Raw genomic sequence first — 18,681 nt, 5'->3', positions numbered from 1 at the left:
CTTGTCTAGTATTCACTCGCAAGCGTAAGGAGTTTTTAGTATTCTCTTAAGAAATCTTAAGAAGTTGGAAAGGAAGTGCCGTTACTGAGTTTGTTACACTCATTAATAGAGGAAATGAATGTAGTTTACTAGTGAAAAACGAGGAGGAAAGAGATGCGTTCACAACCCGTCATCTGTATCGCTGACGACGATGAAGCGATTCGAGAATTACTTGCTATCTATTTAAAAAATGAAGGATATGCACTCCGATTTGCGAAAAATGGACAAGAAGTACTCGACCTCGCGTCGACCGAAACGATCGATTTGCTCATTCTAGATTTGATGATGCCTGTCATGGGTGGAATTGAAGCTTGTATTGAGATTCGAAAGACGCAGTTTATGCCGATTTTGATGCTCACAGCCAAAACGAGCGACTTGGATTTGATGCAAGGCATTTCCGTTGGAGCGGACGACTACATTAAAAAACCGTTTAACCCACTTGAAGTGACGCTGCGTGTCAAATCGTTACTCAGACGATATCGTGATTATGGGTCAGACCGAGCAGACCTCACGAGTACACTCGTCTTTGAAAATGTGACACTTGATTTACAGACGCGACAATGTCGAAAGGATGAGATGTTGATTCGACTTACACCGAAAGAGTTTGATATTCTCGCCTATTTTATGCGTCATCCAAATCAAGTCCTAACAGTCGAACAGATTTACGAGGCGGTGTGGGGTGAGGCAGCATTTGAGGTCGACAACACAGTGATGGTCCACATCACAAAAATCCGAGAAAAGTTAGAAGACACACCACGAAAACCGACCATTATCAAGACGGTGTGGGGCGTGGGGTATCGATTATGAGACGGAGACAATGGGATCGCTTGCTAGTGAAGTTGATTGGTATCATTTTAGTCAATGCATTGATTGCGACGATTGCTTTTTTAATCATGGGCTATTCGATCAGTTTATACTACATTGAGAACGAAACAACACCAGATCCGCTGACGTCCAATCTTATGTTTTTAGGGGTGACGTTCATTGTTATTTTGATCTTTATTATTGGATTTTCACTGATGATGCGGAAAACACTTCGAAAAATCACGTATTTATCGAGTGAGATTGAACAGATTGCAAACGGTGACCTCGGTCGAACTGTCAAAGTGGAGGGTCGAGACGAAATCGCGTCGCTTGGAGAGAGTGTGAATCGGATGTCAGCTCAATTAAGTGAATTATTTGAGAAGGAACGGGCGCATGAAGAAGAACGGAACCAACTATTCTCCAACCTGTCGCACGATTTGCGGACACCGCTCACGAGCATCAAAGGCTATACGCAACTCCTGCAAATGAATCGGGAACTGACGCTTGCAGAAAAAGATCATTTTCGTATTCTAAATGAAAAAACGGATCAGCTTGAACATTTGCTAGATCAGCTGATGAACGTAAACCGACTCTATGCCCCACATATGCAACTAAAGAAACAGAGACTCAACCTGAGTCTATTGACGACGCAACTTATCCACGAGATGGAGCCGTTGTTTAATGAGCGAGGACTTCATTTACAGACTTCAATCAGACCAGATATATGGATGGAAGCGGATCAAGAACAGCTTATTCGCGCTTTTGAGAACCTTTTATCGAACGCATGGAAATATGCGGAGCAACCGAGTCCGATTCACATTGATCTCCAGACCAGGGAGGATATGCTTGAGTGGTCCATCTCGAATGCGACAACGACTGAAACGATTGAGTCCATTCCTCATCTGTTTGATCGCACATATCGTGTCGATTCCTCGAGAGGGGTCACGCCAGGTGATGGGTTGGGTCTATCGATTGCCCGCCAAATCATTTTATTGCATGGTGGACGGTTGACGGCCGCACCGCTAGAGGGTCAGGTTATTTGTTTTCGGGTATCGTTACCGATGGAATGAGATATCCCATTAAGATTGTATCGAAGTGCTGTCCATCAATAAGCTTATCGTCCCGTAATCGGCCCTCGACTTCGAAGCCGTAGCGCTCATAGAGTGCTATGGCTTTTTTATTTGTTTCAATGACACTTAAAGTGACTTTATGAAGGCCTTCCGTTCGCGCCCAATCGAGAACATATCGTAAAATAGCTGAACCTAAACCGAGTTCCCAATGCGCTTGCAGAATTCCAACTCCAAATTCGACAGTGTGGGATTTTCGAGCGAGCACACTACCTTCGCAGCGGGCAAACCCGACAATTTCCCCATCGACTTCTGCTATAAGAAATAGTCGATTCATGGTATTCAAATCAGAATCGATTAGAAATTGAATGGCCTCCTCACTCAATACACCTTCTCCAGGTTCGCGGTCTAAATAGTCCGTCTCTTGATCGATTTGCAGACGAATGAAAGCGAGGGATTTCGCGTCGTCTTGTGAGGCTTGACGAATGGTACAGTGTTGTTCGTTTCGTATGTATAAAATAGGGTTCATGATATCCTCCTTTGTAATATCGGTCATAAAAAAAGCACTCGGACCATTGTCCGAAATGCTCATTAGCGTTTGAGTAACAACATCACGCCGGTCACGAATAATGCGATTCCGCTCGCGAGTCTAACTTGTTTGCACGTCACGTTCTTTCACCCCTACATTTCTTATCTGTTTGCTTTAGCGACACGTTTTGGTATTTTCGACATTTCTTGATAAATCGAAAGAATCTCGGTCCCGTAATTTCCTTTCGGCTGCATGGCCCACTTTTGGTGAAGAGATGGCCACGTCGTTGCAGAGCCTCGCTTGACGAGATGGAAGCGTGGGTCGACTTGTTTCGTATTCAGTGCATCGTGTGAGGCGTATGCCTTTAGATGCTGAACTTGAGCAGTCACGCCTTGATGCGGTGAACGGAAATAGTGACCTTTTACGCCATTCCCAGTCGTCCCGATTCCGGAATAGTTATGTTGTTCAGGGAGTACATCGCCACCATATCGAAAGTAGCCTGTCTCTTTCAGTGCTTGAGCGAACGCGACATCCCCACGAACACCTTCCTTAGCGCCGATGATGACGAAGAGGTTCGCCAAGTCTTCGACCGACGTTTGTACTAGCCGGACATCACGAGGATTCTTCTTTTTTACGTAATCCGCCATTTGTTGCGGAGTCAAAGCCGATACTCCCATAATAGCACGATTCTGCTTCTTCGGGGCCGCCTCAACGATTGATCCAGTCGAGAGAAAAGAAGATGTGATCAGAAGAAATACAATCACCAAGCTAAACACTTTTTTCATCATATGTACCCTCCTAAACGAATCATATCCATTGAGAAATAATACCATATTAGGATTAAATTTTAATTTCAGATTTATTTATGAAGGAAATGAGAAATTAAAAAAAGCCGCTCTGAATTCAACATTCAAAGCGGCTTCTCAACATTTAATTTGCTTGTTTCAATTCTTCAACAGTCTCTACTTGATCATCGAACTTCCGCACATCCACTCGTTTTACGAAGAACGCAAGGACGAGCGCCAAGAGGTTCATCCCAAGTGCGACATAAAATGAATATTGAATCCCAGATAAGAGGGCTTGCTGAGTGATGGCACCCATCGAACTCTCTGTGAGTGTCGCAGGATCGACTCCTGTCATCAATGATTCAGCCTCCGTACGTGTCACCGAGTTCATGATGGTGACGAGGACTGCCGTACCAATCGCGCCAGATACTTGTTGGGCCGTGTTGTTGATGGCCGTTCCGTGTGGATTGAGGCGAGTCGGTAACTGGTTAAGTCCATTAGTCATAATCGGCATCATAACCATCGACATCCCAAACATACGCAACGTGTACGTTAAGACGATGTACGTGTAGGTCGAATCGAGTTGGACGTTTGCGAGCATATATGTTGATACCGCGGTGATTGTCAGACCGGTAAGTGCCAATAATTTTGGCCCGAATCGGTCAAACAGTTTACCCGTGATCGGTGACATGATTCCCATGATGATCGCACCAGGGAGAAGCATGAGCCCTGAATCGAGTGGTGAGATGCCACGTACGCTTTGGACGTAAGCCGGTGTCAAAATCATACCGGAGAACATTGCGACCGCGTTGACCATCGCAATGACTGACGCGAGTGCGAACATCGGATGTTTGTAAGCACGCAAGTCGAGCAATGGTTTTTCCATATGAAGCTGGCGGTAGATGAAGGCGATCAACGAAATTGCACCGACAATCATCGTCGCCAAGACGATTGGATTATCCCAGCCGTCCGAACTTGCTGAACTGACACCGTATAAAATCCCACCAAATCCGAGTGTCGATAAGACGAGCGACAAGTAATCCAGTGACTGGTCTTTGTTTTGGACCATGACGTTCTCTGCTTTCCAAACAGCGAGCGCGAGACCGATGATCGCGAGCGGTAAAATCATTTCGAATAAGACGCGCCAGTCATAGTACTCGACGATATAACCGGAAAGTGTCGGTCCAATCGCAGGTGCCGAGATCATGACAAGTCCGAAAATCCCCATCGCCATCCCCCGTTTTTCACGCGGGAAGCTGACGAGCATGACGTTCATTAAGAGTGGTCCCATTGTTGAGGCACCGATGGCTTGAATCATTCGACCAGTCAACAACCAGCCGAAGCTCGGCGAGAAGGCCGCGATAGCCGTACCGATGGCGAAGATGCTCATCGACGTAATGAACAAGCTGCGGTTTGAAAAGCGAGTGATCAAATAGGCGGATGCCGGGACGAGCACACCCGTCACGAGCATAAAGCCTGTCGCGAGCCATTGAACGGTCGAGTAGTCTGCAATCTCGAGGTCGACCATGATCGATGGGAGCGCGACGTTGAGTAATGAGTTGTTTAAAAATGCGATGAATGCACCCGCAAAGAGCACCGCCAACATGACGTAAGGCGGTTTCTTTTGGAATTCTGGTTTCATATGGATGGCTCCTTTATTTTCTAAATAGTTATGTGTTGGTAAGTGTCGATGAAATGATTTTATACCCGTTGTATAAATAAAGCAACCATTTTGTACTATTAGTCTAAAAAGGTTTTCGGTGCTATAGTAAAGGTACAAACTAGACAGAACGGAGTTACGAAAATATGAAAGAGAAAAAGAGAAAAGTTGCCGATATTGCCATGTCTCTCTTCATCGAAAATGGGGTACAGCACACATCGGTGCAAGAGATCATCGACCGCGCTAATATCTCCAAAGGGACGTTTTATAATTACTTCTCATCGAAGACGGATTGTGTCGCTAGTATCCTCGAGAACTTACGATATGATGCAGGGCAACGCCGAATCGAAATGCAGATGGGGCGGGATAAGCGAGATCGTGACGTCTTCATCGAACAGATTTCGATATTGATTCAATTGAACGAAGAGCGGAACTTGCACGCGTTATTTGAATCGATCATGTCGTCGAACGAGAATGAATTGAAGAAGCTTGTACTCCAACATCGCATTTATGAAATCGAGTGGATTGCGATGCGTTTGACGGAAATCATCGGAGAGTCCGTCAGACCGTATTCGATGGAATTGACGGTGCTCTTCAACGGAATGTTGCAACATATCTTGTTTACGAACCGCATCACGAATGCTGCCTACTCTCCTCAAAAAGTCGTCCGAAGCTTATACACGTATGTCGAATTGATTGCCGCTCGGATGATGGAGACAGGAGAGCACGTCTTGAACCCGGTCACGGTCGATCAAATGCGTGGGACGACAGATAAACATCTCATAACAATCGAAGAATTGATCGAGATGGCTGCTCGCATCGAAGAGCATGTCGACATGACGGAAGAACAGCGAGATTTGTTCGATGCGATTTCGTTCGAACTTAAACAAGAGCGTCTCCGGAAAATCGTGTTAGAGCAATTGTTAAAGCCATTCCAACGGCTATTTAAAGGCGTGACAGGCGAGACAGAAGTACAAAAGTTCACGAATCTCGTGTGGTTGTATACGCGGACACATTAAGGACAAAAATTTCCCGATACAGTAATATAGAAGAAACAAGGAATGGAAAAAAGAATCAAAAAGTTTCCTCGAAAAAGAATTGATTCCTACAAATCCATACGCTACAATCAAATTACCGAAAGCGCTTTCGGGAAGAGGAGAATGACATGGGTACGATTTATGATTTAGCCAAAAAAACAGGATTCTCAATCACGACAGTGTCCAAAGCGTTGAACAATTATAAAGACGTGAGTGACAAGACGAGAGCGAAGATTCTTCAAGCCGCTGCTGAGATGGACTACTTGCCGAACGCACATGCCCAGTCGTTATCGACGAAAAAATCATGGGCGATCGGGGTCATGTTCTCAGAGGCGAACGAAGTCGGGATGAAGCACCCGTTCTTCAACGGAATCATCGAAAGTTTTCGTCACGCGACAGAGGAGCAGGGCTACGATTTAATCTTTGCCTCGCGGAATCTACGCAATCGTGACATGAGTTACCTCGAACACTTTAAACACCGTGCGGTCGACGGGATCGTCGTCATCTGCTCGGACCGAATGGATGAGCAAGTTCAAGAGCTCATGCGAAGCGACATCCCAATCGTCGTCGTCGATATGGACAGCGCCAACTGTAGCGTCGTTTATTCCGATAATATCGAAGGGGCGCGTCTCGCCGTGAATTATCTCTATGAACTCGGCCACCAAAAAATTGCCCACATCGCTGGGGATGAAACGATTGACGCTGGAGCGGCACGAATCAAAGGATATGAACTTGCGATGCAAGAGCTGGACCTTCCGATTCGACCAGGCTACCTCGTCAACGCCGGTTTCTTCTCGGTTGAGGAAGGGAAACAAGCGATGGAACAATTGCTTGAACTAGCCGATCAACCGACTGCAGTCTTTGTGGCCGGGGATCAAATGGCAATCGGTGTCATCGAAGCCATTCACGAGCACGGTCTTCATGTCCCAAATGACATCTCTGTCATCGGATATGATGACATTGAAATGATTCAATACATCACGCCGAAACTGACCACGATTCGCCAAGATACGGACGAAATCGGAGAAGCGGCAGCAGAACTTTTACTTGAACAAATGACCGCGAAAGAGCGACTCACTGAACGTCGCGTCATTCCGGTACGCTTAGTCGAACGGGCATCCTGTGCACCGGTCAAACAGTGATTTATAGCCAATGATGTTTCGAAGTCGCTCTCTTTTCTTCAGTGGATGGAGAGGGGAGCGCGATTTCGAAAGTCATTTTTGAAAGAAATCGAAACCGCTTTCGATATTTTATTTCGATCGTAACGAAAGCGCTTTCGATAATTTTAAACCTCTTTTTGCAAGCGCTTTCTACTATTACTTATAAAAAGGATGGGAACAACACATGCGTAAATTAGTCAGCTTACTTACACTCGGAGCACTTTCAGTTGGCGTCTTGAGCGGTTGCTCAGACAGCGAAGGCGGAGCTTCTGAATCAAAAGATGACGTCTTAAAAGTTTGGTCATTTACGGACGAATTAAAAGAACCAATTAAAACATATGAAGAGAAGAACGGTGTCAAAGTTGAATTGACTATCGTCCCGATCGCGGACTATCCAACGAAATTGAAGCCAGCACTTGAGAGTGGCGTCGGCGCACCGGACGTCTTCACGGGAGAAATCGCATTCCTTAAACAATGGGTTGATGCAGGTTATTGGGAAAACCTTTCGGACGAGCCATACAGTGTCGAAGAAATCGCAGACAACTACGTCCCGTACGTGTTTGACCTCGGGAAAGATAAAGATGGAAACGTTCGCGCTCTTTCATGGCAAACGACACCAGGTGGCGTTTACTACAAACGTAGCTTAGCAAAAGAAGTACTTGGTACAGACGACCCGACTGAAATCGGTGAAATGATGAGCTCGATGGACGGTGTCTTCGAAGTTGCTGAGAAGATGAAACAAAAAGGATACAAGATGTTCCCGGACGAAGGTGCGATCCGTTGGTTCTCACAAGGAGCAAACCCAGAAGCGTGGGTCAACGATAAAAACGAACTCGTCTTGACAGAAGATAAGATCAACTACATGGACTATGCGAAAGAACTTCGTGAGAAGCAATACACTGCGCTCGCACCAGAATGGTCACCATCATGGTTCGAAGGAATGGATAAGCCAATCAAAGTGAAAGAGAACGGAAAAGAGACAGAGACACAAGTCTTCTCATACGTCCTCCCAACATGGGGTCTCCACTCTGTATTAAAAGAGAACGCGAAAAAGTCTGCAGGTGACTGGGCTGTCACAAGCGGACCAAGCCCATACTTCTGGGGCGGTACATGGCTCGGAGTCTATGAAGGATCGAAAAACAAAGAAGCCGCTTACGACTTCGTAAAACTCATGACACAGGATGAAGAATTCTTGACAGAGTGGGCACAAGAGACAGGCGATGTACTTGCGTTCAACCCGGTCACAGACAAGATCAAAGACGACTTCAGCGATGAGTTCCTCGGCGGACAAAACAACTATGAGTTCTTCCTCGATGAAGCAGATGAAATCACACCAGGTATCGTCACGAAATACGACCAACAGCTCGATACACTTTATGGTGCATCTGTCCTTCAGTATGTAGAAGGGAAAAAGTCAAAAGAAGAAGCGATTGAAGAGTTCAAAAAACAAGCGAAGAACGCTTACCCAGACATCGTTGTAGACTGACGATGACCAACACGAGGGGGGAGCTCCCCCCTCGGTTCTTATGGAAGGAGAAATACACGTGAAAAAACTAGATCGTTACGGCTATCTGTTCATCGCCCCGTTCTGGGTCGTCTTCTTGACATTCAGCATCTATCCGGTCCTCTTAACGCTTTATTATAGCTTCACGAACTATACGGGGAGCCCGGGTGAAGAGGTCGTCGGGTTTGCGAACTACACACGGTTGTTGACGGATACGTACTTTATCGAGGCGTTTTTCAACACCATCAAAATTTGGGGAATTAACTTCGTCTTGCAGATTGGATTGGCGCTTCTCTTGGCACTCATCTTCTCTGATCTTCGTTTGAAGTTAAAAGGACTCTCGTTCTTCCGCTCGTTCTTCTATCTTCCAAACTTGATCACAATCAGCTCGGTCGCGCTCTTGTTCGGTATTTTGCTCGACTGGCAGCACGGTTCACTCAACATGGTGTTGATGAAAATCGGCTTGATTTCGGATCCAATCAACTGGTTGGCAGAACCGGTGACGGCACAGTTATCCGTTTCACTCATTTTGACATGGATGTGGTTCGGTCACTCCTTCATCATCGTCATGGCGGGTGTATCAGGAATCTCGACAGATTACTTCGAAGCCGCTCACATCGACGGTGCAAACCGTTGGCAGATGTTTACGAAAGTGACATTGCCGCTCTTAAAACCAATTCTTCTCTACATCATGATCACATCACTCATCGGTGGACTTCAATTGTTCGACCTTCCGATGTTGATCACCGATGGAATCGGTTCACCAGACGGTTCATTGAACACGATGGTGCTTTACTTGTACAACCAAGCCTTCAAGTACAACAACTATGGCTATGCGTCAGCGGTCGCTTACGGCCTATTCTTGATCACGCTGATCTTCTCGGCGGTCGTCTTCAAGGGTATGTTCCGCAAAGAGCGCGCGACACAGAAGGGGGCGTAAGCAATGGAACAAAATGCGGAATCACGGCGAATGCTTCCAGATAGCGAAGCGCAGCCGAAACGGAAAGAGGAGCGTCCGCTTAAAGTGGCGCCGCCTTCTAAGAAAACAACGAATAAGCGATTCGCACGAGGTTTGATTTATACAGGGCTCATCCTTCTCGCGATCATCTGTTTCATTCCGTTCTTGATGATGATTGTCAACGCGACACGGACGAATGGAGAAATTATGGCTGGGTTCTCACTTCTTCCGGGGACGGCGCTCGCAGACAACTATGCGACGCTCAGCGAATACATTAACATTTGGAACGGCTTCAAGAACAGCTTGATCATCTCTGTATCGGTGACGGTCTTGTCTGGTTACTTCTCAGCCCTAACGGCTTACGGCTTTACGTTCTATAACTTTAGAGGGAAAAATGCGATGTTCATCTTCATGCTTGTCATGATGATGGTGCCAGCGCAACTCGGACTCATTGGATTCTATGAGATCTCAAAAACGCTCGGTATTTTGGACACGTTCATTCCATTGATTGTCCCGGCGATTGCAACACCGTTCACCGTCTTCTTCATCCGTCAATATACGCAAGCGACACTTCACATCAGTTTGATTGAAGCGGCACGGATTGACGGTGCGAGCGAGCTACGTATTTTCCACACAATTGCACTTCCAATGATGATGCCAGCGATTGCAACGATGTCGATTTTCACGTTCATCGGCTCATGGAACAACTACTTAATGCCACTTGTCCTCTTGTTCTCGCCTGAGAAATACACGTTGCCTGTTTTGATGGGCTTCTTGAAAGGATCACAAGTCGCAGAGAACCTTGGTTCGCTTTACCTGGGCATCGCGATCTCGGTCGTACCGATCATGATTGCCTTCTTGTTCCTCTCGAAGTACATCGTCAGCAGTATTTCGGCAGGTGCTGTCAAAGAATAAATATAGAGAAAAGAGGAAAACACTATGCATTTTAAGAAAGACTTCGTATTCGGGACAGCCACGTCCTCGTACCAAATTGAAGGCGCATATAACGAAGGAGGCCGTACTCCTTCCATCTGGGATATGTTCTGTGACATCGACGGGCGCGTGTTTGAAAAGCATAACGGCGATGTCGCATGTGACCACTACCATCGTTACGAGGAAGACATCCAGCACATCAAAAAGTTAGGTGTCGACACGTATCGATTCTCCATCGCGTGGCCACGCATCTTCCCTGCCAAGGGAGAGTACAACCCAGAAGGAATGGCGTTCTACAAAAACTTGGCGCTGCGTCTCCGTGAAGAAGGAATCAAACCAGCCGTCACGATTTATCACTGGGACCTTCCGATGTGGGCTCACGAAGAAGGTGGCTGGGTCAACCGTGAATCGGTCGACTGGTTCCTCGATTATGCGAAAGTCTGTTTTGAAGAGCTCGATGACATCGTCGACTCTTGGATCACCCACAATGAGCCTTGGTGTGCCGGCTTCCTCGGCTACCACGTCGGTGTTCACGCACCGGGTCATCGTGACATGAACGAAGCGGTGCGCGCCGTGCACCACATGTTGTTATCGCACGGAAAAGCGGTCGAGTTGTTGAAGCGAGAGATGACGTCCACGACCCCGATCGGCATCACTCTCAACTTGTCACCGATGTACGCGAAGACGGATTCTGCGAATGACCGTCTTGCGATGAACAATGCCGACGGGTATTCGAATCGCTGGTTCCTAGACCCGGTCTTCAAAGGTGAGTATCCGGTCGACATGATGAACTTGTTCTCCAAATATGTGCATAACTTCGATTTCATCCAACCGGGTGATATGGAGACGATTTCGACATCTTGTGATTTCTTCGGCATCAACTTCTATAGCCGTGGCATTGTCGAGTTCAACGCAGCAAATGATTTCTTGAAGGCAGACGCTTACTCGGACTACGAGAAGACGGGCATGGGCTGGGATATCGCCCCGAACGAATTCAAAGACCTGATCCGTCGTTTACGCGCCGAGTATACTGACCTTCCGATCTACATCACAGAGAACGGCGCCGCATTTGACGACGTGCTGGAAAATGGCGAAGTCCATGACGATAACCGGATCGACTACGTCCGCCAGCACCTCGAAGCCGTCTCCGATTTGAACGATGAAGGCATGAACATTCAAGGCTACTACCTCTGGTCGCTCATGGATAACTTCGAATGGAGCTTCGGATATGAGAAGCGCTTCGGCATCCTCTATATCGACTTTGAGACACAGGAGCGCATCTGGAAAGACAGCGCGAAGTGGTATGCCGTTGTCATCGCCGATCATAAAGCCAAACACGCGGATAGCGTCGAGGCGTAATTTGCATCCATCCCACCGCTACGGGGATGGATTTTTTGTGTGGAATGCTATCTTTTTGGGAACGAAGATAGGGGAGGGATATTCTATGAAACGTGAGTTTGCGACATACGAAGTGACGGGATATGACGACCTTGGGAAAATCAAATTCGTTCATTTGAGAGAAGGCGAGTTTGTGTTGCCCGTTGAGATCAAGGGAGATGACTTACGAAAAATCAAGAAGATGATGGAGCTCAATCCAGGTGTGACCGTGATTATTCATGCGGCGATTGACCAGAGGCGGATGCGGTTGCTTGAAGTGGAGGGCTATTCGCTCCGGAAAGAGTGATAGGATAAAGATGTATATATTTTTAAGGAGGAAAAACAGTGAAAGAAGCTGAGAAGTCAGTATTAGAGGCATGGCATTTAATAGAAGCGTTATCCCCACACAATCTTCCGAATAATAAAGAATTAGAGGGAGAAAAATTTAAAGATAATCAAAAAAAAAATGACAATGCGTGAATTTGATGTGGAATCGGCTGATGATAAACAATTATTTCAATCAGTCGAATTAAAAAAAGCTTCGTACTATTATATTTACTATTGTGATTGCTATAAACAATATCAATTAGTCGAGGCTTTACGAAAGCTCTTTAATATAGAAGATGAGTTAGTGAATAAGCTGAGGCAGGAGTCATATAGTTTTTCTTTCTCGGTTGACCAAACCGGAAAGTACATAAAAGATTCATTGGTCGTTCCATTTATAATGTACGTTATGAAAGAAATAAAGGGGAAAGATCAAATCAATTATAGGTATCTTGAAGAAAGGTTCAAGAGTGCTCTTGACTCCTTAGAGTTGAGGGCGCAAGAGATACTTTTAAACGGGATCACTAAATCATCAGTAAAAAAACTTCAAGACGAATATATTCGTTATTTCTATAGAGTTAAAAACGAAGAAGGTGGAGAGGAAGAAGAGAAGTTAAAAAATTACCGTGAGTTGAACTTGGTATTCTTTGAGAAAGCAAAAAATGGTAACGAAAACCGAAAACCATTACCGAACTTTTATATGGGTGATTTACAGAAGATTTTATCGGAAGACAGTATCAATCAAACGTTATTAACGTATATCTCGGGTATGAACTTTGAGCAACGCACACATATCGACGAAAACCGTACATATATTGAAGGTATGCTTCAACCAACGAATCTCCCTTCTGCACGTTGGCCATCACCGGTTAAGCATCGTCTGTCTCTCATGCAACAAGTAGCCGTCAATCAGTTTTTTGTAGAGAATCAGGATGTCAGTTCCGTAAATGGACCACCTGGAACGGGAAAAACCACTTTATTAAAAGATATATTCGCAAATGTTGTGGTCGAGCGAGCTAGGGAACTAGCAAAACTTGAAAGTCCGTACAAAATGTTTGACGACACAGTTGAATCAATTAAATTAGGAGGATATTCATATCCAATTACGAAATTGAATCCGGCTATAAGCTCCTTTAGCATGGTAGTTGCATCAAGCAATAACGGGGCTGTAGAAAACATTTCGAAGGATTTACCGAAAAAGAACGAAGTGATTCGTGACAACCCTTCTGAATTCGATCAGCAGTACGCTGAAGAAGCAAAAGTACTCGACTTATTTCCAGATGTATCATCAATGCTGATATCGAATAAGGAGAAAGTTGATACATGGGGCTTGTTTTCAGTCCCACTCGGAAGATCAAAGAATATCGATAAATTTGCACAGCATATGTTTGCATCTGAGGAAGAGAATAAAAAACTCGACGAGGATAAAAAAACATTGTCTGCACATCTTCTTCAATACAAGAAGAGTGAGGTTGAAAAAGAGTGGCATAGCGCTGTTGAAGAGTTTAATGAGTTGAGCAGACAAATCGAAAGTAAGAAATTACATCTTCAAAAAATATATGAAGAATCTAATAAAGTTCCGGTGATGACGAACAAACTAATGAACCTTAAAGAGTCAATTACAAATTATGAGTCTCAATTGAAAGATGCGGATAAGGATAAGGAAGAGTTATCTAAAAAAAGAGGTATAGTAGACGAGCAAATTTCTCTTTTACCGAAACGCTCATTCATTTCACGTCTCTTGACTAAAGATGAACGCGAGATGAGCTTAAAGGAAGAGTTATTCCATATTTTAGATGCTCTAAAGGAACGTGAAGCAGAAACAACTAAAGTGAGAAATAAAAAGAATCAACTCATAAAAGAAGTGAAAAATCTAGAGGAAGAGTTAGCGAAGTATGACCAACTAATTAAGCAATATGCGTCAGAGAGTTTAATTATCCCAAATGAACAGTATTGGAATGATGATGAGGAGGCGTACGCACGTAGACAAATCAATACACCGTGGGTAACGGATTCGTTGAATTATGATCGAGGCTTGCTGTTTCTAAAAGCGATGAAACTCCATAAACTTGCACTGGTTTGTAATGCAGACAAAATTAATGCGGCGATGCGTCTATTACGCTTTCGTAATGGTTTAGACTTAAGTAATCCAGAGCACAGAAAAGTTAAAAAAGAAGTATTGAAAACGGTACATTTGATCACCCCTTTGGTTAGTACAACATTCGCTAGTTTTAGCGCCATGTATGAGGGTGTAGGTGAAGATTTTATCGAGTATTTATTCATTGACGAAGCTGGACAAGCCACTCCTCAACAAGCTGCTGGCGCTATATGGAGATCTAAACGGGTTCTTGCTGTAGGAGATCCGTTGCAGGTTGAGCCAGTTGTCACGATTGATCAAACCATTATGAGTGATGTAAGGAAGTACTATGGTGTGTCCGAAGAACATGTCGGGATGAGTGCTTCAGTGCAATCACTTGCGGATCAAGCGAATTCGAGAGGGATGAACACAACCGAAACTGCATGGATGGGTATTCCGCTATGGGTTCATCGACGGTGTAGCAATCCAATGTTTTCAATTGCGAATGAAATTGCATATGGAAACAAAATGGTGTTAGCTAGCGAATCATCAATAAATACTGATAACTGTAAATGGTATGACTGTAAAGGTAGTGTGACGAAGCGTCAGTTTGTAAAAGAGCAAGGAGAGTTATTAGTCCATCTCTTATTGAACCAAAAGAATGAAAAGGGTGAAGTGCCCAATCATTACGTCATTACACCTTTTTCAGCGGTAAAAGAAGAATTGACGAAAATGCTGAAGAATAAAGGGTTTTCGATTGAATGGATAAAACAAAGTGTCGGCACAGTTCATACGTTCCAAGGTAAGGAAGCGGATATCGTCTATTTTGTAGTCGGGACAGATAAAAATACAAAATCATCCGCTGAATGGTCATGTAAACAGCCGAATTTAATCAACGTTGCAGTAACGAGAGCAAAGAAAGAGTTTCATATTATTGGTGACTATAGCTTGTTATCACCAATGAAAAACTACGCAACAATAGCGAAACATGCTAAAGTCATCCATCCTCAGAAAGTATAAATTAAAGAAGACACATAAAACGCCAGCACCGAAAAATCGGACTGGCGTTCATTTATGGAAGTAACAAGATTTTCCCCTGGCTCTTCCGACTCTCTAAAAAGGCGTGGGCCGATGCCCCATCGGACAAAGCGAACGTCGTGGGTGGTGGAATGACGAGTGAACCCTCTTCGATCCAGCTGAACAATTCGTGTGACCGGCGAATCCGTTCCTCTTTTGAGGTGAGGACGTTCCATAAGTCGCCACCCGTCAACGTCTTAGACGTATCCATGAGCATGCGTGGGTCTACCGGTGTTGGGTCACCTCCGGCCATGCCGTAGAAGACGACCGTCCCGCCAATCCGAGTCGCTTCGAAACTATCCTCTAATGTCGAACCGACCGAGTCATAGACGACATCGGCCCCATGACCGTCTGTAGCGTTACGAATCGCTTCGACCCATGCTTCGTCATAGCGATAAGCACGGGCACCATGCGCTTGGACAGTCGCCACTTTTTCGACTGTGGATGTGAGACCGATGACTTGTCCACCGAGACGTTGAATCATTTGCGTCAACAGTTGACCGACACCACCAGCGGCAGCGTGTACGATCGCGACGTCCCCGGATTGGATCCGATAGCTGTCGTGGACGAGGTAATGGGCCGTCAATCCTTGAAGCATGGTCGATGCAGCCGTTTCGAATGAGATGGCATCTGGAAGAGGAATCGCTTTGTCGAGCGGGACGGCAACAAATTCTGTGTTGGCGTGCGGGACATCGGCAAAGGCAATGCGGTCCCCGACTTGAAGCGATGTGACGTTCGCCCCGACCGCCTCGATGACACCGGCTCCTTCATATCCGAGAATGTATGGCGGTTCTCCGACGAGATGATAGTTGCCTTTCCGGCGATACACATCGGCATAATTCAATCCGATGGCTTTTGTGCGGACCAATACTTCATCGACTTGTGGCATCGGTGTCGGGACTTCTTCATATGTTAAGACATCCGGACCACCGAATTGATGAAAGACGAGTGCCTTCATGCTGATCACTTCCTTCGTTAGATTCACTCAAACTATAGCATACGGCTTACGATTCGCTTGTGATGACGCACAAAAGTCACCGACCATGAAACGGTTCGGTGACTTCGTTGGATTGACTGATGCGTTTGACTCGTTTCAATACGTCCCGTTTCGGTAAATTCGGGTAATCATGCTGGATGCGTTCGACGCAGGACACGATGGTTTCGGTTCGTAACAGGTGGATGATCTGCTGATCGATTGAATCAAGTTCAAGAGGTACGTCTTCTTTCGAATTCTCACGATTTAGCCAAAATGATGAACCGAATAAGTGTACGAATACAATCGCCATGACGGTGAGCGTCGATAAATCGATAGACGGAAAGAGTGTCAGTACGACGTATAGACTGATTCCGCTCACTGTTCCGTGAAGAATGGTGTCGATTAGACGCGGTACGTTCGCATGACCAAGCGAGCGTAACGCTCCCGTTAACCCATCAACAAACAAACTTAGGATCGTCGACAATAGGTAGAAACAACCGAGCATCGCGAGAGTCGATAAGATTCGGAACGCTGTGTCTTCAAGCAGATAGATGATAATCAAATCGACGGCAAGTAGCGGGGCGAGGGCGAGCGCTAGAATCAGCGAGCCCCAACCGAGTCCAGTCACAAACTTCATGAGACATGTGCCCGATATCGTCCGAGTGCGATGATGGCACAGAAGAGACAGGCTGTATGAATCACGACTCCGATGAGCATGGCGTACGGGATGATGGATTGGAAGCCAAGACCGAATGCAAGGGAGGCACTCGATAAGATCATAAAGCTCGGTGTATAATTTCGGACGGTTGTTTTCTGCTTTTTCTCATGTAACACAAAGTATCCCGCAATGAGTAAAAAGACGGGAGACAACATGATGGGGTAGACCGATTGAAGCAACAGTCCGAGTAATCCGGACAGACCAGCGATAACGGCGAATATAGAAGGATAGTATGCTTTCAAATTTCCAACCCCTTTACTCTTTTCCCTAAATATAACAGCCCTCCTCATGATTGAGAAGGGCTGTCGTTTTTGTTTCAGGCTGATGCTTGATCAGAGCCTTCTTGTGCTTTCAATTCTTCACCGTACGAAACGCGGTCTTGAATGCGAACGAACGGGAGGTAGACGGCAACGGCCATGGCGATTGTTGCAATCTGTAAGAGGGCAGCGCGCCATCCGCCAATCAAGAATCCAGAGATGACTGGAGGTGTCGTCCATGGTACTTGAAGCGCGTTGAACGGCTCGACCCAACCCCAAAGGATGGCAAAGTAGACCATGAATGAAGCGATGGCTGGCACGACGACGAATGGGACGAACATGATCGGGTTGAAGACGATTGGCATCCCGAAGATGACCGGCTCATTGATGTTGAAGATACTTGGTGCAAGTGACAACTTCCCAAGCTGCTTCAAGTGTGCCGAGCGTGCAACGATTAAGACGGCAATGATGAAGCCGATTGTGATTCCTGATCCACCGAGTTTCGTGAACACGTCGAGGAATTGAATCGTAACGATTTTTGCGTTCTCGCCAGCGACGAGCGTACCACCAGCATCGAGGATGGCTTGGTTTTGAAGTGCATTCGCTGTGAGAAGTGGTCCCATGATTCCCATGAGGATTGCGGCACCGTGAATCCCACACCACCACATGACTGACATGAGCACCATGATGATGACGGCTCCAGCGAGTGTGTCTGTCAAGTTTTGAAGTGGTGCTTGAAGCACATCATAGATGACTTCTGTGAACGTACGTTCTGCAACCGCTTGGAAAATCGCAAACGTCGCAACGGCGAGCGAGATGATCGCTAAACCAGGAACAAGTGCAGAGAATGAGTTCGATACGCCTGGTGGAACACCGTCTGGCATTTTAATGCTGATCCCGCGCTTGATGAACTGCGAGTAGATGAATCCGACTGTCAATCCGACGATGATGGCAGCGAGGACACCTTGTCCACCTGTCCATACTTTTGGAATGACGCCACCGACGAATTCCCCAGATTCAGACAAGACAGAAGCTTGTGTGATGATGAGGAACGAGATGATTCCGAGGATACCAGCTGGCACGCCTTCAATCTTTTCGTTCTTGACGTATGAGTAAGCGATTCCAAAAACACCGATTAAAGCAAGGATGTCAAACGTCGCACCGACGACTTGCGTGAGCGGGAGTGACCAGTCTGCTCCAAATAGACCTGACATGAAGTCAGCCCAACCTGGAATCGGTAACGCCAGGATGAGAAGGAACAACGATCCGATGATCGTCATCGGCATCGTGAGGATGAACCCGTCCTTAATCGCAAGGACGGGCTTGGCGTTCGCGAAGCGAACAAAAGCAGGGGTGAACTTTTCAAATACTCTTTCTAAGCGGCTCATAGGGGAACCTC

At 46.0% G+C, this 18,681-nt stretch carries 18 protein-coding genes; 11 read left to right on the top strand and 7 right to left on the bottom strand.

Annotation, left to right across the window (positions count from 1 at the left end; translation table 11 throughout):
• Positions 1–153 precede the first annotated feature (153 nt).
• Both KNO79_RS13710 and KNO79_RS13705 read left to right on the top strand, forming a co-directional pair.
• Positions 154–846, top strand: a complete 693-nt coding sequence (locus KNO79_RS13710; protein WP_015880656.1) for a response regulator transcription factor — start codon at positions 154–156, stop codon at positions 844–846.
• Complete coding sequence (locus KNO79_RS13705) at positions 843–1,913, top strand: HAMP domain-containing sensor histidine kinase (protein WP_074034748.1); 1,071 nt, start codon at positions 843–845, stop codon at positions 1,911–1,913. Before KNO79_RS13710 ends, KNO79_RS13705 begins: the two co-directional genes overlap by 4 nt.
• Here the strand turns inward: KNO79_RS13705 and KNO79_RS13700 are convergent.
• The 3 genes from KNO79_RS13700 to KNO79_RS13690 form a co-directional block, all read right to left on the bottom strand.
• Positions 1,879–2,439, bottom strand: a complete 561-nt coding sequence (locus tag KNO79_RS13700) for a GNAT family N-acetyltransferase (protein ID WP_214691532.1) — start codon at positions 2,437–2,439, stop codon at positions 1,879–1,881. The two genes, KNO79_RS13705 and KNO79_RS13700, sit on opposite strands and share 35 nt — an antisense overlap.
• Positions 2,440–2,600: 161 nt before the next feature.
• Entirely contained in the window at positions 2,601–3,224 is a 624-nt protein-coding gene (locus KNO79_RS13695; protein ID WP_251125340.1) for a glucosaminidase domain-containing protein, read from the bottom strand.
• A gap of 145 nt (positions 3,225–3,369) precedes the next feature.
• Positions 3,370–4,866, bottom strand: a complete 1,497-nt coding sequence (locus KNO79_RS13690) for an MDR family MFS transporter (protein WP_074034742.1) — start codon at positions 4,864–4,866, stop codon at positions 3,370–3,372.
• A 164-nt stretch (positions 4,867–5,030) separates the two neighbouring features.
• Between KNO79_RS13690 and KNO79_RS13685 the strand changes: the two genes are divergently transcribed.
• From KNO79_RS13685 to KNO79_RS13650, 9 genes are all read left to right on the top strand, one after another.
• Positions 5,031–5,903, top strand: a complete 873-nt coding sequence (locus KNO79_RS13685; RefSeq protein WP_074034740.1) for a TetR/AcrR family transcriptional regulator — start codon at positions 5,031–5,033, stop codon at positions 5,901–5,903.
• A gap of 146 nt (positions 5,904–6,049) precedes the next feature.
• Entirely contained in the window at positions 6,050–7,063 is a 1,014-nt protein-coding gene (locus KNO79_RS13680; RefSeq protein ID WP_214691530.1) for a LacI family DNA-binding transcriptional regulator, read from the top strand.
• A gap of 202 nt (positions 7,064–7,265) precedes the next feature.
• Complete coding sequence (locus tag KNO79_RS13675) at positions 7,266–8,567, top strand: ABC transporter substrate-binding protein (protein WP_214691529.1); 1,302 nt, start codon at positions 7,266–7,268, stop codon at positions 8,565–8,567.
• A gap of 58 nt (positions 8,568–8,625) precedes the next feature.
• Positions 8,626–9,525, top strand: coding sequence for a carbohydrate ABC transporter permease (locus tag KNO79_RS13670; RefSeq protein ID WP_015880663.1), 900 nt, complete (start codon positions 8,626–8,628; stop codon positions 9,523–9,525).
• Between the two features lie 3 nt (positions 9,526–9,528).
• On the top strand, positions 9,529–10,458 hold the full coding sequence (locus KNO79_RS13665) for a carbohydrate ABC transporter permease (protein WP_214685726.1): 930 nt from the start codon (positions 9,529–9,531) through the stop codon (positions 10,456–10,458).
• A gap of 24 nt (positions 10,459–10,482) precedes the next feature.
• The gene (locus KNO79_RS13660; protein ID WP_214691528.1) at positions 10,483–11,835 is read left to right on the top strand and encodes a GH1 family beta-glucosidase; all 1,353 of its coding nucleotides are present in this window, start codon (positions 10,483–10,485) and stop codon (positions 11,833–11,835) included.
• Between the two features lie 85 nt (positions 11,836–11,920).
• A complete protein-coding gene (locus KNO79_RS13655; RefSeq protein ID WP_214691527.1) occupies positions 11,921–12,160 on the top strand; it encodes a hypothetical protein in 240 nt (79 codons plus the stop codon).
• A gap of 38 nt (positions 12,161–12,198) precedes the next feature.
• A complete protein-coding gene (locus KNO79_RS15675) occupies positions 12,199–12,333 on the top strand; it encodes a hypothetical protein (protein ID WP_256443675.1) in 135 nt (44 codons plus the stop codon).
• A complete protein-coding gene (locus KNO79_RS13650) occupies positions 12,326–15,274 on the top strand; it encodes a DEAD/DEAH box helicase (RefSeq protein WP_214691526.1) in 2,949 nt (982 codons plus the stop codon). Before KNO79_RS15675 ends, KNO79_RS13650 begins: the two co-directional genes overlap by 8 nt.
• 52 nt (positions 15,275–15,326) lie before the next feature.
• On the opposite strand, the gene KNO79_RS13645 is transcribed toward KNO79_RS13650, so the two are convergent.
• The 4 genes from KNO79_RS13645 to KNO79_RS13630 form a co-directional block, all read right to left on the bottom strand.
• On the bottom strand, positions 15,327–16,289 hold the full coding sequence (locus KNO79_RS13645; protein WP_214691525.1) for a quinone oxidoreductase family protein: 963 nt from the start codon (positions 16,287–16,289) through the stop codon (positions 15,327–15,329).
• A gap of 76 nt (positions 16,290–16,365) precedes the next feature.
• Positions 16,366–16,944, bottom strand: a complete 579-nt coding sequence (locus KNO79_RS13640; RefSeq protein WP_214691524.1) for a hypothetical protein — start codon at positions 16,942–16,944, stop codon at positions 16,366–16,368.
• Positions 16,941–17,267, bottom strand: a complete 327-nt coding sequence (locus KNO79_RS13635) for a hypothetical protein (RefSeq protein WP_214691523.1) — start codon at positions 17,265–17,267, stop codon at positions 16,941–16,943. Before KNO79_RS13635 ends, KNO79_RS13640 begins: the two co-directional genes overlap by 4 nt.
• 74 nt (positions 17,268–17,341) lie before the next feature.
• Complete coding sequence (locus tag KNO79_RS13630; RefSeq protein ID WP_196431431.1) at positions 17,342–18,670, bottom strand: PTS sugar transporter subunit IIC; 1,329 nt, start codon at positions 18,668–18,670, stop codon at positions 17,342–17,344.
• Between the last annotated feature and the right edge of the window lie 11 nt (positions 18,671–18,681).

It is taken from the genome of Exiguobacterium sp. s43 (assembly GCF_018617255.1).
Taxonomy (GTDB): domain Bacteria; phylum Bacillota; class Bacilli; order Exiguobacteriales; family Exiguobacteriaceae; genus Exiguobacterium; species Exiguobacterium profundum.
This window is presented reverse-complemented; position numbering and strand designations above follow the sequence as displayed.

Excerpts from the sequence above, each read along its gene's own strand:
- KNO79_RS13710 (WP_015880656.1), top strand. The coding sequence starts at position 154 with ATGCGTTCACAACCCGTCATCTGTATCGCTGACGACGATGAAGCGATT.
- KNO79_RS13705 (WP_074034748.1), top strand. The coding sequence starts at position 843 with ATGAGACGGAGACAATGGGATCGCTTGCTAGTGAAGTTGATTGGTATC.
- KNO79_RS13700 (WP_214691532.1), bottom strand. The coding sequence starts at position 2,439 with ATGAACCCTATTTTATACATACGAAACGAACAACACTGTACCATTCGT.
- KNO79_RS13695 (WP_251125340.1), bottom strand. The coding sequence starts at position 3,224 with ATGAAAAAAGTGTTTAGCTTGGTGATTGTATTTCTTCTGATCACATCT.
- KNO79_RS13690 (WP_074034742.1), bottom strand. The coding sequence starts at position 4,866 with ATGAAACCAGAATTCCAAAAGAAACCGCCTTACGTCATGTTGGCGGTG.
- KNO79_RS13685 (WP_074034740.1), top strand. The coding sequence starts at position 5,031 with ATGAAAGAGAAAAAGAGAAAAGTTGCCGATATTGCCATGTCTCTCTTC.
- KNO79_RS13680 (WP_214691530.1), top strand. The coding sequence starts at position 6,050 with ATGGGTACGATTTATGATTTAGCCAAAAAAACAGGATTCTCAATCACG.
- KNO79_RS13675 (WP_214691529.1), top strand. The coding sequence starts at position 7,266 with ATGCGTAAATTAGTCAGCTTACTTACACTCGGAGCACTTTCAGTTGGC.
- KNO79_RS13665 (WP_214685726.1), top strand. The coding sequence starts at position 9,529 with ATGGAACAAAATGCGGAATCACGGCGAATGCTTCCAGATAGCGAAGCG.
- KNO79_RS13660 (WP_214691528.1), top strand. The coding sequence starts at position 10,483 with ATGCATTTTAAGAAAGACTTCGTATTCGGGACAGCCACGTCCTCGTAC.
- KNO79_RS13655 (WP_214691527.1), top strand. The coding sequence starts at position 11,921 with ATGAAACGTGAGTTTGCGACATACGAAGTGACGGGATATGACGACCTT.
- KNO79_RS13650 (WP_214691526.1), top strand. The coding sequence starts at position 12,326 with ATGCGTGAATTTGATGTGGAATCGGCTGATGATAAACAATTATTTCAA.
- KNO79_RS13645 (WP_214691525.1), bottom strand. The coding sequence starts at position 16,289 with ATGAAGGCACTCGTCTTTCATCAATTCGGTGGTCCGGATGTCTTAACA.
- KNO79_RS13640 (WP_214691524.1), bottom strand. The coding sequence starts at position 16,944 with ATGAAGTTTGTGACTGGACTCGGTTGGGGCTCGCTGATTCTAGCGCTC.
- KNO79_RS13630 (WP_196431431.1), bottom strand. The coding sequence starts at position 18,670 with ATGAGCCGCTTAGAAAGAGTATTTGAAAAGTTCACCCCTGCTTTTGTT.